Annotated in this window: 13 protein-coding genes; all 13 read left to right on the top strand. The window is 35.7% G+C overall.

Annotated features, from left to right (window positions below; all coding sequences use genetic code 11):
• The first annotated feature begins 4 nt into the window (after positions 1-4).
• Positions 5-154: a hypothetical protein gene (locus tag LG276_RS22245; RefSeq protein ID WP_224936817.1), complete on the top strand. Its 150-nt coding sequence runs from the start codon at positions 5-7 to the stop codon at positions 152-154.
• An 11-nt stretch (positions 155-165) separates the two neighbouring features.
• Positions 166-837 carry a LuxR C-terminal-related transcriptional regulator gene (locus LG276_RS22240; RefSeq protein WP_251162347.1) on the top strand — a complete coding sequence of 224 codons (672 nt, stop codon included), beginning with the start codon at positions 166-168 and terminating at the stop codon, positions 835-837.
• A gap of 224 nt (positions 838-1,061) precedes the next feature.
• Positions 1,062-1,712 carry a GNAT family N-acetyltransferase gene (locus LG276_RS22235; protein WP_095371516.1) on the top strand — a complete coding sequence of 217 codons (651 nt, stop codon included), beginning with the start codon at positions 1,062-1,064 and terminating at the stop codon, positions 1,710-1,712.
• Positions 1,702-2,451 carry an SDR family NAD(P)-dependent oxidoreductase gene (locus tag LG276_RS22230; protein WP_404292929.1) on the top strand — a complete coding sequence of 250 codons (750 nt, stop codon included), beginning with the start codon at positions 1,702-1,704 and terminating at the stop codon, positions 2,449-2,451. The genes LG276_RS22235 and LG276_RS22230 overlap by 11 nt, the downstream gene beginning before the upstream one ends.
• 19 nt (positions 2,452-2,470) lie before the next feature.
• Positions 2,471-3,418 (top strand): ACP S-malonyltransferase, encoded by a 948-nt coding sequence (locus tag LG276_RS22225; RefSeq protein ID WP_224936814.1) that lies wholly within the window; start codon positions 2,471-2,473, stop codon positions 3,416-3,418.
• Positions 3,419-3,421: 3 nt separating this feature from the next.
• A complete protein-coding gene (locus LG276_RS22220; protein WP_404292927.1) occupies positions 3,422-4,330 on the top strand; it encodes a hypothetical protein in 909 nt (302 codons plus the stop codon).
• Positions 4,331-4,343: 13 nt separating this feature from the next.
• On the top strand, positions 4,344-5,780 hold the full coding sequence (locus LG276_RS22215) for a class I adenylate-forming enzyme family protein (RefSeq protein WP_224936812.1): 1,437 nt from the start codon (positions 4,344-4,346) through the stop codon (positions 5,778-5,780).
• Positions 5,762-6,988: an aldehyde dehydrogenase family protein gene (locus LG276_RS22210; protein WP_404292925.1), complete on the top strand. Its 1,227-nt coding sequence runs from the start codon at positions 5,762-5,764 to the stop codon at positions 6,986-6,988. Before LG276_RS22215 ends, LG276_RS22210 begins: the two co-directional genes overlap by 19 nt.
• Entirely contained in the window at positions 6,981-8,657 is a 1,677-nt protein-coding gene (locus LG276_RS22205; RefSeq protein ID WP_404292923.1) for a thiamine pyrophosphate-binding protein, read from the top strand. Before LG276_RS22210 ends, LG276_RS22205 begins: the two co-directional genes overlap by 8 nt.
• A 9-nt stretch (positions 8,658-8,666) precedes the next feature.
• Entirely contained in the window at positions 8,667-9,707 is a 1,041-nt protein-coding gene (locus LG276_RS22200; RefSeq protein WP_404292921.1) for a 3-oxoacyl-ACP synthase III family protein, read from the top strand.
• Positions 9,708-9,711: 4 nt separating this feature from the next.
• A complete protein-coding gene (locus LG276_RS22195) occupies positions 9,712-9,966 on the top strand; it encodes an acyl carrier protein (protein ID WP_095371523.1) in 255 nt (84 codons plus the stop codon).
• Positions 9,967-9,970: 4 nt separating this feature from the next.
• A complete protein-coding gene (locus LG276_RS22190; protein WP_251162343.1) occupies positions 9,971-10,366 on the top strand; it encodes a 3-hydroxyacyl-ACP dehydratase FabZ family protein in 396 nt (131 codons plus the stop codon).
• A 146-nt stretch (positions 10,367-10,512) separates the two neighbouring features.
• Positions 10,513-13,593: an efflux RND transporter permease subunit gene (locus LG276_RS22185; protein WP_404292919.1), complete on the top strand. Its 3,081-nt coding sequence runs from the start codon at positions 10,513-10,515 to the stop codon at positions 13,591-13,593.
• Positions 13,594-13,651: the final 58 nt, after the last annotated feature.

Below are 13,651 nucleotides of genomic sequence, written 5' to 3'. Positions count from 1 at the left end.
GAGGATGAAAGTCCTAAATAAATTTATTGTTGGTTTACTACTTACTATAGGCGTATTTAATGGAGTGATTAAATCTGAAGTAGTACAAAGTAATGGTGCTGATAACATCGGTATAGGTATATTCGAAGATAAACCTATCCCAGGCCATCACTAGGAGAAAAAGTTATGAAGCCTAAAAAAGTTTTGATTGTGGGGAAAGAGAAGGCGTTCAAAAAAGGCTCGATACATTCCGTATTATTGAATAAGGAAAAATATCAGCTTCATTACTTAAACAATGAAAATCTTTTACAAGATCCACTATTTTTAAAGGGATTCTCCTTGGCAATTATTAATAAAGTTAAAAGCATTTATATAGACAGTCTTCTAGAAAATAAAGTTCCTAGCATTGTATTAATTGGAAAAAGGGAGCAGCATTTAATCTCTGTTGTAAGTAATGTCCAAGGAATCGTTTCAAAGGAAAAACCAGAAGAGATACATTTTGCTATTGAAATGATAGAAAAGGGCGGCTTTTACTTTTCGACAGCATTAAAGCAATATATCTTTCCTTTAATGGCTAATAAAATTCCGTTTGATCTTGACGAAGAGTTGAAGTATATACCTACGATTTTAACTGAAATGGAGTTAAAAGTCGTAGAAGAGTTAATAAATGATAAAACCAATCAACAAATCGCAGATACTTTGTATTTAAGTAAGCGGACAGTTGAATACTATATTACATCTAGTATGCAAAAATTAAAAGTAAACTCAAGAGTGGGTCTGGCGGTTAAGATGACGAAGGCCATACTATTGCAGAATCAATCAATAAGTATAAGAAAAGTTCAAACGGTATATGCATAGAGTCTGACCAAATGTCAGACTTTTTTTTATGGAAAAAATAGAGGGAAATAGTTCAAAAGTGAGGTTCACCTCCACTTTATTTATACAGTATACACATCCCAACTAGTAACACAGAACTAAGATAGGAGAATGTAAGAAGACGACTTACATTTGCGTGATTTACGGGTTCTTTTGACCCACTCCTATTTTATGATGAGCTTAATAAATACAATTAGGAGGAAATTATGAAAGGTAATTTTGTTAAACTACAGGCTCTTGAAGAAGAAGATTTTAAGTTGTTCTCAAAATGGGTTTGTCCATCAAAAGTAAGTGCATTGGCGAGAGGAGCCCAAGACTTTGCCACATTGGAGGACATTAAGGCTGATATTAGAACAGGGAATACAAATTATGCCACAGTGCTTACACATGACAATGAAAAGATAGGATTTATTTCCTGGCAGCCTCAGAAGTATGAAGGAAGTTATTTACTTGGTGGTGTAATAGGAAATCCCGATTTATGGGATATGGGTTACGGGGCAGAAGCCTCATTATTGATTTTAGATTATTTATTTCATTTTAAAAATGCTCACAAAGTTCAATTCATTAATGGTTTATACAACTTGAGGACTATTCGTTTTCTAATAAAAAATAAAGTCACAATAGAAGGGGTGCTACGTGACTATTTCTTCTTAGATGGAGAGTATCATGATGCTGTGGTTTCTTCTATTTTGAGGGAGGAATATTACTCTCAAGATGAGGGGAATCTGCCAGAGGATATGATCCCCAAAAGTGAAAAGGAGAAAACTAGAAAAGAATTATATGAATATCTCAATCATCAATGGAAGGATGAGTGCTTTCCAAGTTTGGTAAAAGGTGTTGGCGTTAATGTGGAGTGAAAAGGTAGTAGTCATAACAGGAGCTTCAAAAGGAATAGGAAAAAGTATGTCAAGGCATTTTACTGAATTAGGTGCAACTGTAATCATGCTATATCGATCTTCTTTATCAGAAATCAAACAAGTAGTTGAGGAGATAAAAAAAGAAACGGGTCATGAGCGTGTGTTTTTTGAAAAACTGGATGTCAATGATATTGAAATGGTCAAAAATGTTTTTCAAAATATAATATCCACGTATAAGCGAATTGATGTACTTGTTAATAACGCGGGAATCAGTTTTGGTGGTGCATTAATTCCAAGTAACCCGGTAGAGATGTGGAAAGAGATTGTGGACACCAACATTATGGGAACAATTAATTGCATTCATGCCGTTTCTTTTCACATGTTGTTAGCACAAAGCGGTTCAATTATTAATATATCATCCCTTTCAGGGTTGGTAGGAATAGAACGACTAAGTGCATATAGCGCAAGTAAAGCGGGAGTAATTGGTTTAACACGTTCACTTGGAAAGGAGTATGCCCCTTATAATGTCAGGGTGAATGCAGTTGCTCCAGGATATATTGAAGAAACTGGAATGGTAGATCGAATTCCAGAAAAGCAGATGACTGAGTTTCGAAAGAAAATCGCCATGGGCAGATTAGGGACTGCAAAAGAAGTTGCTGAAGCTGTATCATTTCTTGCTTCAGACAAATCAAGTTATATCACGGGGCAAACATTAGTCGTTGATGGAGGACTAATGTGAATGGATGGAGGTAGAAAAATTGAGAACAGCCATATTGTTTCCCCCTTTAATGAAACTTAAAAAGGGCGATTTCAAAAATTTATATGATTGTTTCCCTATAGTAAGAGAACAGTTTGAACAAGCAAGTGACATTATCGGTATAGACTTAGCAAAAAGTTTTTTTTTAGAAAATGAGGCCATGACAAATCGTGGGGATATTGCCCGAACGAGCATTGTAACAATCAGTTCAGCTTTATATAAGCTGATTAGAAATGAAATTAGTCAGCCAGATTTTTATTTAGGTCCAAGTCTAGGCCAAGTAAATGCTATTCATTGTAGTGGAAGTCTAGATTTTACAGATACTGTTAAAATGATTCAAGCTATGTGCTTAATGGAGGCTGAGGAGAAGAGTAATAAGGGCAATGGAGTTTATTTCTTCTACAACATTGATACCGAGGTACTGGATTACCATATTGCTGAATTACGTAATAAAGGCTGTACGCTAGAACCATGTATGTACGGAACTTCCAATCAAATGATTGTTAATGGAGATACCAAAAGTCTTGAGGAGCTAAGTAGCAAAATATCACCACTTGGGGGCCTTGGAATCACAATTCCTTATGGACCACCAGGTCATTGTTCTCTTCTTCAATCTGTCAAAGAGAGATTTGAGAATGAATTCATGCCCATGATCAAGCCGGTGAATCCCATTAAACCTTTGGTTAGTAACGTAACTGCCACGCCCTTATATACCGGGAAAGAGATAGCGAATGAGTTGGTTAATCAGTACACCAAACCTGTTCAATGGTATCAATCGCTAAAGTTTTTAGCAGAAAATAATGTGCAAAAGTTGATTGTGGTAGGCCCTGGGAATTTTGTAGCCAAATCACTACAATTTACGGATATTGATTTTGAAGTGGAATCATATCTTGTGGCGGAGGAGATCAATAAAATATGTACAAGAAGTAGTTCGTCTATTGGAGGTTAAAAGATGATAGGTCTAGTATTTCCCGGTTTAGCACCATCATACTACGAAGATATTAAAACTTTTATGCAAAATAGCCCATTTTCAAAAAGAAGATTTGAAGAGGCGAGTGAGGTTTTAGGTTTTTCATTGACTGAGGCTTTCAAAAATGTAGGAGATAAAGATTACGTAATTATGGAATGTGCCTTCCTTGCCAATACAATGGCAATGTTAGACCATTTCTATGAGGAATATCGCCTTTCTCCTCAAGTGGTCATTGGTCCGAGTTTTGGTGGAATTGTTGCAGCGATTTACGTGAAAAGCATTTCTTATAAAGAAGCTGTGTGGATAACAAAAGAATCCAATAAATTATCAGGTGAATGGTATGAACGGCTGGGGGATTTCAAAACTCACTTTGTTTATAATCTTTCATTGAATGAGTCCAATAAAATCATTGAGGATTTCAAGTCTAAAGGGCACTTTTTAGAATTGGTTGGAAATATGGAGAGTGTAATGTGTTTTTGCGGTAGCGCTTCTACAATTGATCTATTAAAAAGAACCTTGAATAATAAGCCAAAGTGTTTTTCTCTTCATACTATGGGACACCCCATCCATAGTGAGATATTAACTCCTTTACGACTAGATGTAGAAAGGGAAGTTTTTGCTAATGTTCAATTTAAGCCGCCTACTCTACCCATCATCTCGGATGTAGATGGAAGATTAATTAATCAGTCAGAGCAATTAAAAGTGATGATGTCGGAAGGATATGACCTCCCTGTACGTTGGGACTTAGTAACTAAACAGATGGAATCTCTCGGAGTCAAAGAGGTATATGTTGTAGGTCCTAAAAATTTATTTTACCAACTTCTGAAAAATAAAATTAAGACCATTAAGGTTGATCCTGATTCGATAATTAAACAGGCAGTGACCCATTAAAGGACGGAATAAAATGATATTTACAGAGAGTGGATCCTATACAAAACAAATACTCTTCCATGATATAAGACAATCTATCGAAAGTTTATCTTTTCACAGTATCTCCAGTGGAGATCGAGTTGTAATTTCCGCAGAAAATTCTTATGAGTTTATTGTTACCCTATTTTCGCTAATCCATTTAGACTGCTCCATTATACTTCTAGATGGTCAGGTAGGGGAACAAAAAATTAAGAGAGTTATGGAAGAAACCAATGCAAAGATTTGCTTAATAGATCGTGATTTGCCTATCGTGAATACAATAAGTATAAAGCCATTGGCCTCACCAGATGAAATATCGTATATAGAATTTAAACTAAATATAGAAAAATGGAAATCGAGAAAGGATGCACTAATACTATATACATCAGGTTCAACGGGCCAATCCAAAGCAATAATTAAGTCTGGGCAGTCCATGTTTATCAATTTAGAAAGTACGATGAAAAGCATGTGCTACCTTCGAAACGACATATTATTACCGGTTATCCCTTTTTCCCATTTTTACGGATTATCTTTGGTGTTCATTTGGTGGATGATGGATTGTCATTTGGTCTTATGTGACTACAAGAAAGTAAGGAAAATTCTAAAGGCTATCTCTGATTACAAAGTAACGGTTGTTGATGCTATTCCTTCTACGTATCATGTTTTAATACAGCTAATGGAAAAAAGGCAAGAGGTTAGAAATGATTTAAAAAGATCAAGTGTTAGATTGTGGTGTATTGGAGGTTCTCCATTATCGGCTAAATTAGCTGCTGATTTTGAAGGTTATGTAGGCAGGCCCTTGCTTGACGGCTATGGTCTATCTGAAGCAGGAAATATAGCTTTAAATACAGGTAACGAGAAAGGCTGCGGTAAAGCTTTAGAGGGTGTAAGAATAATGATAATGGATGAATATGGAAAAGAAGCTCAAGCTGGAAACATTGGTGAAGTGTTAATAAAAAGCCCAGGATTAATGGAAGGATACCTTGGTTTAAAGAAAGAAACAGAAAGAGCCTTTCTAGATGGATGGTACCGTACAAGTGATTTGGGATATATGACACCAGATCAGCATCTTTATGTAGTTGGACGAAAAGGGGAGGGGTTCCTAAGGAAAGGTTATCTCATATACCCAGCAACAATTGAAAAAGAAATATTTGATTCTTTGGGATATAGAGGGAAGGTCTTTTCCTTTAAGGACGAAAAGAAAGATTCATATGTACTTATCTTTATAGAGGAAGATCCTGCAAATATAGCTGAAATTAAACGAAATATTTATACACATATAGATCCATTCTATCAGCCTAATAAAATCTTAGTGTTAAAGGAATTTCCATACTTGTTAAATGGAAAGGTTGATCAGGTTGGATTACAAAAACTTGCATCACAATGGAATCAAAATAGAGAGGAGGATTCAAATTGCATAGCACTATCATAGTTGATCCTTTCCCATCTTTAGTTCTGGAGAGAAAGGAAGCGATTGAGCGTACAATTGAATATCTCGAAAAAAACAGAGAATGTATGATGGAAATATTGACAGAGGTTTCACCTTATCATACAGCTAAAGATGAAATAAATATATCTATTCAAGCTCTCACCCGCGCGATTGCAGAGGTTAATGAAAATAGGCCACCAACATTGAATAGTATGTCAGTATTTATGCCATCAAACGTTTTGTTATACTCATATGTCCTCTACTTGTTAATCCCTTCGCTTTATGTAGAAAAAATTGAATTTAGGGGATCAGGGCTTGTTATTGAACAAGTTAGACAGCTACACAATTTGTTAAAAGAAATACATCAGTTGCCTATTCAATTATTAGAATTGTCTCATCGAAAGTACATTAAAGAATCAGCTCTACAGGCGGAACTAGTCATTTTTACTGGTGCCTATAAAAATGCTGAGGAAATTAAATTCCAACTTTCAGAAGATCAATTCTTTGTTTTCTTTGGTCACGGAGTCAATCCATTTATCTTAACTGAATCAGCGGATGTAGAAAAATCCATTAATGACCTTGTTTCTATACGAACATATAATTCCGGGCAAGACTGCTTAGGTCCAGATGTTATTTATGTACCAGAACATTTGAAAGATCCATTTGTTTCAATGTTAAAACAAAGATTAGAGGTACTCAAATTCGGTAGCAATAAGGACGGAGCAATGGATTATGGCCCTATTCACTACCTATCTGCAATAGACGTTGTGGCCGTACATTTAAATCAATTTAGTAACTATATCTACTCAGGGGGTAATATTCATTATCGTGAAAGAAGAATAGAACCAACGATCTTGTTAAGCAAAATAGAGGATGATTTGCCAATGGCGGAATTCTTTTCTCCTATCTTTAATGTGGTTACGTATAAGTCTGAGGAGGAAATCTTGGAAGTTTTTAAAACAGGTTATTTTCTTGAGAGAGCGATGGGGGCAACGGTGTATGGAGACTGCAATAAAAATTTAATTGATGCATTACATAAGAGGCATACGGTATCAATAAATAAAACCTTATTAGATATAGAAAATGGAAATGCCCCGTTCGGAGGTTATGGACCGATGGCTAATTATGTTTCTTATAAAGGTCAATTAATCATTAAGCCTATTTTACTTTCGAAAATCCTCCATGATTATTGGGAGTCGAAGCATGACTAGTAATACAGTGTGGTATGCAATTACACAAGCCCTAAAATGCAATGGAGTAACTCAAGTTTTTGGTTTGCCTAGTGATGATCTTGCGCTAATGATAGAAATAAAAAAGAATAACATTGATTTTTTAATAACTAAGGATCAAAGAAATGCGATGTTCATGGCAACTGGTTATAGTTTAGCCATGAATCAATTAGGTGTATGTGTTGTTGGAAAAGGACCAGCAATGATGAATTGTATGACGGGTGTCCTTGAGGCAGATGCACAATGTGCACCGGTTTTAATCATTGCAACTAGCACGAAAACAGAAAAATATGGCTTTAATAGGTCTTTCCAGGAAGCTAATCAATACGAAGTTGTGGCTCCTCTAGCAAAGTGGGCCCACCGTGTGGAGAGTGCTGATTCAATTCATTGGGTAATGAAGAAAGCAATATTTCTTGCCACATCAGGATCACCTGGACCTGTATATATAGAAATACCAGAGGACATTGGTTTTCAACAGATGCAGAAAAATGAAGTTTCCTCATATATACCTACCATTCATTCAAAGCTTTCTGCAGATGTAGAAAATATAAACAAAGCAAGAAGGATGATTAAAGAATCAACAAAACCGATCATCATTTACGGGGGAGGAACGAAACGAGGAAGAGATAGACATCTATTAAAGGCATTTGCGGAATGGCTTAAAGCACCTATTTTTGTAACAGCCTCAGGACGTGGTGCGATTTCTGAAGAGGATCCTCTTTTTTGTGGTTTAGCAGGATTATATTGTCCAGCTCATATGATGGGACTTATCACACAATCAGATTTGTTTATATCAGTCGGCAGTAGACTCGAAGAAACAGCTACTTTCGGTTGGGAACCCTCACTAAGAGCAAATAAAATGATACAAATTAATATCAGTGAGCAAGGTTTCAATCTTTTGTATGATAGTTTCAATCTCCAGGGGGATGCAGAAGAAATTTTAAGTAAATTAATGGAGACTAGTATTCCAAGAGAAGATTCATATCAGTGGATTGAATTCACGGAAAATTTAAAGAATCATCTCTTTAGAGAAAAGGATGCAGTAACTTATCATTATAATCAATTAAGGGTTGCTGACATTCTTAAAGTGTTAAATAGTTATTTACCAAAAGAGGTTGTTTTTGTTCATGAAAATGGTTTGCAAGACATGTGGAGTTATTTCTATCCTTATCATGCTCTAAAAGCGGGTCAGGATGCTATTACTCCTAGCGAACAAACGCCCTTAGGATTTGGGGCAGCAGCAGCAGTAGGGGTTGCCCAAGCTCAAAAAGAAAAAATGGTTGTGGCTATAGTAGGAGACGGTGCATTTACTCTTTTCCAAAGCGATCTTTCAACTGTAGTACAGAATAAAATTCCCATCATATATGTTGTTTTAAATAATGGTGGATATGGATGGTTAGCTTATCAAAATAAAAATAATGAGGCATCTTCCGTTTTTATTCATGAAGAGGAATCGGCGCTTATAGGTGTACATTCAAATCTGCATCACCTACAAGTAAAATCCTGTCATGAACTAGTAGATTCAATTAAAGAAGCTATAGCTGCGTATAGAGTAGGTAAATCAGTTGTACTAGAATGCTTTGTACAAGTAAAGGATGTAGCATCTGCTTTAAAAGATATATATGGGGATTTTCCACTAAAGGAGAGGTGAATAAGGTAAATGGAAGCATTACTCACTGAAAAAATATTGAATCAAACAGGGTTAGAAATCCCAGTTAATATTCAAGGGATAGGATTTCGTGTACCAGGCAAAATTGTCAAAAATGAAGATCTAGTGAAAGAACTAGATACAAGTGATCAATGGATACAGGACAAAACCGGAATAAAGGAAAGGAGGTACTTAGAAGAGGAGTATGTGACTTCTGATCTCTGTGCAAGTGCAGCGGTGGAGGCACTCCTGGATGCTGATATTCAAGCAGAAGAGATTGATGCCATTATTGTCACCACTACTTCACCTGATCAAGCATTACCTTCAACTGCAATGATTATCAAAGAAAAAATAGGTGCAGAAAAAGCGATTCCGATTGATCTTACGCAAAGTGGCTGTGCAGGTGGGATTTATGCTATGTATGTCGGGACTCATCTACTCCAAAATAGCAATGTGAAAAATGTATTAGTGATCGGTTGTGAAATCCTTTCGAGGATTAGTGATCCAAAGGATCGCACTACACGTGTATTTTTTGGTGATGCAGCTGGAGCAATGGTGTTGCAAAAAACAAGAGAGGGTGGAGGCATTCTTTCCTTCCATTTAGATTCAGAGCTTAATTATGCAGTTCAAATCCCTGGAGGCGGGACAGTACCACTGGGTGAAAATGAAGATTATAGAACAAGCCAATTTGTTAAGATGAATGGTCGTGAAGTCTGGAATACTGCAACAAGAGTAGTTCCAACTTCTATAAGGGAAGCCATAGTATCTGCAGGATTATCAATAGGTGATATTGATCATTTCTTAGTCCATCAGGCAAATCTTAATATAGTAAAAGAAGTTATGCATGATTTAAATGTCCCACTCGAAAAAACGACCATAACTGTACAAGAATATGCCAATACTGGTTCAGCGACATTATATTCAGTTTTATATAAAGCCTTGAAAGATGGAAAAGTGAAAGAGGATGATACGATTGTTCTTTCAGCTATTGGCGCGGGTTTCTTATGGGGTTCTATCTGCTTAAAATATACTAAAAATGAGAAAAGGGGTTAGGAAAATGAAAGAAAAAATAAAAGAGAAATTTATTGAGGTCTATAAAATGGATATTAAACCGGAGGAATTATTGGATGATAGCTATTTATTTGGGCCAGATTCAGTATATGGTTTAGATTCTATGGATGTTTTGGTGTTCATTAATGAATTAAAAAAAGAATTTGGCTTAGAATATAGCACATTAGATACTGATTCCTTTATGACTATCAATAATATTATTAGTTTTATTGAGAAACAAAAAAAATCTGAATCTGTTTAAGGTTATGGAAAGCTTATCGTATTTACCGCACAAGTATCCTTTCCTATACGTAGATCGAGTAGTTGAAAGAGAACCGATGATGTGGGTAAAGGGTTATAAAAATATAAGCTATAATGAATGGTTTATTAGTGAAAGTCAAAAAAGTATGCCTTCTACACTTATTATTGAAGCAATTGGGCAAATCGGCGCTTTTGTTCGCGTTGAAAAATCAGAAAAATATGAAATATTAGCCGGGATTAATGGCGCACAAATACATGGTTCAGCTTATCCAGGGGATAGGTTAGATTTGTACTTTGAGGTTACAAGAATAAGGAATGGATTAATGAAAGGGAAGGGTATTGCTTCAGTTAATGGTTCTGTAATTGTGTCTATAGAAGAAATTACAACTGTTTACCTATGAAAAAACCTCCTTTTTTAGGAGGTTTTTAGCATTTTTTAATAACAGGCGAAATTTGCGTGATACTCTAATCTTTTTGTTGTTCAAACTGAATACAATAGAGAGGTGTTTGTAGGTGATAATAAGTAAAATATAGAAGGAGTCGAAGAATGAAGTCAATTATTAATTTTTCAATTAAGAACAAGCTCGCAATTTGGATCGTCACAATCTTTATTATAGTCTTTGGTATGTTTTCTGCCTTTCAAATGAAAATGGAGCAACTCCCAAATATTAATGAGCCAATCGTTGATATTACAACTATTTATCCCGGTGCATCGTCTGAAGAAGTTTCAGATAAAATTACCAATCAGATAGAAAATGGTGTGCGGAATTTAGATGGAGTAAAAAATGTGGTATCAACTTCCATGCAAGACGCGTCATCGATCCAAGTAGAATATGGATTTGATAAGGATCTTAAGGAAGCAGAACAGGAAATTGAAGAAACGATAAAAAATTTGAATCTTCCGGAGGATGCCCAGACACCAAAGGTTGCGAGACTTAGCTTTAATGATTTACCAATTTTAGTTGTATCCGTATTAAATCAGAATAGTAACCTTTCAGAAGTAAGCAATCTCGTTAAAAATGAAATACAGCCGGCTTTTGAAGAAATTCAGGGAATCTCTACAGTAAATATCGTTGGGAATGAGTCGAAAGAGGTCAGAATCAATCTTTTACCGGAAAGACTACAAGAATATCAACTGCGTGATCAAGACGTAGCAGAATATTTGAATAGCGTATTAAATGAATTTTCATTAGGTGTGAAAGAGGTTGATAATCAAGAAAAGGTCGTTGCGATTCAAAGCGAAGTGGATATAGAAAAACTAAAGGATATCAGTGTGCCAATTAATCCGCAATCTGTAATAGAAGGAGTAGATCAAACAGCAGAAGCAACACCTACCCTTAGTGATATTGCTGAAGTTGAGTTAGAGCAAAGCTCATCGTCCATCTCTAGATTTAATGGGAAAGAGTCAATTGGTATACAAGTAGTACAAGGAGTAAACGGGAATACGGTTGAAATTATTGACGCAATAACCAATAAAATGGATGAGTTTGAAAAACAATATGACGGTTTAACATTTGAAACAGTATTGAATAGTGGCGATCCAATAAAAGATTCCATCAGTATGATGTTCAAAAAGGCTCTAATAGGAGCCGCCTTTGCAGTATTGATTATATTACTGTTTCTGAGAGATATAAAATCTACCCTTATATCGGTTATTTCAATTCCCCTATCATTACTCATTGCATTATTGTTACTTCATCGGATTGGAATAAGCTTGAACTTAATGACAATTGGAGCGATGACAGTTGCCATTGGAAGAGTAGTTGATGACTCGATTGTTGTTATTGAGAACATTCATAGAAAAATAAAGTTATCTAAAGAACCATTGAGTGGAAATGCATTAATTGTAGCAGCTACAAAGGAAATGTTTTCACCAATTATGTCCTCTACGATTGTAACAATTGCAGTGTTCCTTCCATTAGGGCTTGTTGATGGTCCAGTAGGAGAACTATTTTATCCTTTTGGATTAACAATCGTATTTGCCCTTTTAGCCTCACTGTTAGTTTCTATAACAATTGTGCCAATGATGGCTCATTTTATGATGAGTAGAAAAGTGGAAAAGCGTGCTTCTAGAGATAAGAAACATAGAGGAGAAACGTATAGAAAGATACTAAGATGGAGTCTTAATCATAAAATCGTATCTTTCACATGTATCAATATTCTTTTAATTGGTAGTTTGTTTTTGATTCCATTTATTGGCGTCACCTTCATACAAGAAGATGAAAATAACTTACTTATTATCACTTATGATCCAGAAACAGGTGATACAAGAGAAGAAATTAATGAGCAAGTAGAGACTGTAGAAGATTATTTGCTTGGTAGGGAACATATAGAGCTCGTCCAATCATCACAAGGTGGAGGAAATCCACTTAACCCAGCGGATACCCGACAAGTTCTATTCTTCATTAAATATAAAGGAAGCGTTGAAGACTTTGGAAAAGAGCAGGAAGTAATCTCTGCTGAAATTCGGAAGCAAACCGAGGGAGAATGGAGTTTTCAGGATTCTGGTTCAGGCAATAGTCAAATGAATATTTATGTTTACGGTAATAATTTTGAAGAGATTAATCAGTCAATAGGTCAGATTGAAGATAAACTATCAAATAGAGAAGAAGTAAAGAGCATAAAAACCAATGTCTCTGAGTTGCATGATAAGCTTGGTTTTCAGCTGAAACTGGATGAATTAATCAATAATGGCGTGCACCCAGAACAGGTTTATTCAGCACTAGGTGGAGGGGTGGACATGAGACTCACCACTATAAATGAGGAAGGAGACGACTTACCTGTTTACTTGAATACAGCAAAAACGATTGAAAAACAGGAGGATTATCTTAAGTTGCCTATCTCCACTTTGTCTGGTGAAGAGATAGAACTATCAGAGGTGACAGAACTCATTGAGCAAGAAGCTCCCTCAGCTATATACAATCGTAATGGCAAGCAATATGGTGAAGTAACGATTAATGTTCAAAGCAATGATATCAATAAGACAATCAAAGATTTAGAAAGTGAATTAAAAGGAATTTCATTTGGGAATGGAGTCAACCTCGAATTTGGCGGTGTTTCAGATCAAATTGAAGACTCTTTTAATCAATTAATTATTGCTTCAGGTCTTGCTATCTTCGTTGTATTTTTCGTTTTAATTGTCACATTTGGAGGTGGTCTAGCACCATTTGCTATCCTATTCTCCTTGCCATATGCAATTATTGGGAGTTTGGTTGGACTCTTGTTAACTAGAGAACCAATTAGTATTTCAGTAATGATCGGTGCCTTAATGTTAATCGGAATAGTTGTAACAAATGCGATCGTTTTAGTGGCGAGAATTATTCAGAATGAAAAAGAAGGTATTGATTTAAGGGAGGCAATATTAGAAGCGGGTACAACACGTTTGAGACCGATATTAATGACTGCTTTTGCAACTGTAGGGGCATTAGTTCCACTTGTGTTTACTGGTGAGACGGATGGAAGTGGCCTAATTTCGAGGGGATTAGGGATAACAGTCATTGGTGGTCTTACAACGTCAACAATACTCACTTTGATTGTCGTTCCAGTTGTTTATGAAGCTTTAATGAAGATGAAAAAGAAGTTTAAAAAGAAAAGAGCTCAAAAAGAAGAAGTAAACATTGAGGCTTAGTGGTGTTTTCACTAAGCTTTCTTTTTCTCAATTCTGTGGGTATTTTGGACGAGGATAA

It is taken from the genome of Cytobacillus kochii, from assembly GCF_044790165.1.
Lineage (GTDB): Bacteria > Bacillota > Bacilli > Bacillales > Cytobacillaceae > Cytobacillus > Cytobacillus kochii.
This window is presented reverse-complemented; position numbering and strand designations above follow the sequence as displayed.

What these genes read in the sequence shown, in the direction of transcription:
- LG276_RS22235 (WP_095371516.1), top strand. Translation starts at nt 1,062, where the DNA reads ATGAAAGGTAATTTTGTTAAACTACAGGCTCTTGAAGAAGAAGATTTT.
- LG276_RS22185 (WP_404292919.1), top strand. Translation starts at nt 10,513, where the DNA reads ATGAAGTCAATTATTAATTTTTCAATTAAGAACAAGCTCGCAATTTGG.
- LG276_RS22230 (WP_404292929.1), top strand. Translation starts at nt 1,702, where the DNA reads ATGTGGAGTGAAAAGGTAGTAGTCATAACAGGAGCTTCAAAAGGAATA.
- LG276_RS22195 (WP_095371523.1), top strand. Translation starts at nt 9,712, where the DNA reads ATGAAAGAAAAAATAAAAGAGAAATTTATTGAGGTCTATAAAATGGAT.
- LG276_RS22245 (WP_224936817.1), top strand. Translation starts at nt 5, where the DNA reads ATGAAAGTCCTAAATAAATTTATTGTTGGTTTACTACTTACTATAGGC.
- LG276_RS22200 (WP_404292921.1), top strand. Translation starts at nt 8,667, where the DNA reads ATGGAAGCATTACTCACTGAAAAAATATTGAATCAAACAGGGTTAGAA.
- LG276_RS22190 (WP_251162343.1), top strand. Translation starts at nt 9,971, where the DNA reads ATGGAAAGCTTATCGTATTTACCGCACAAGTATCCTTTCCTATACGTA.
- LG276_RS22215 (WP_224936812.1), top strand. Translation starts at nt 4,344, where the DNA reads ATGATATTTACAGAGAGTGGATCCTATACAAAACAAATACTCTTCCAT.
- LG276_RS22220 (WP_404292927.1), top strand. Translation starts at nt 3,422, where the DNA reads ATGATAGGTCTAGTATTTCCCGGTTTAGCACCATCATACTACGAAGAT.
- LG276_RS22205 (WP_404292923.1), top strand. Translation starts at nt 6,981, where the DNA reads ATGACTAGTAATACAGTGTGGTATGCAATTACACAAGCCCTAAAATGC.
- LG276_RS22240 (WP_251162347.1), top strand. Translation starts at nt 166, where the DNA reads ATGAAGCCTAAAAAAGTTTTGATTGTGGGGAAAGAGAAGGCGTTCAAA.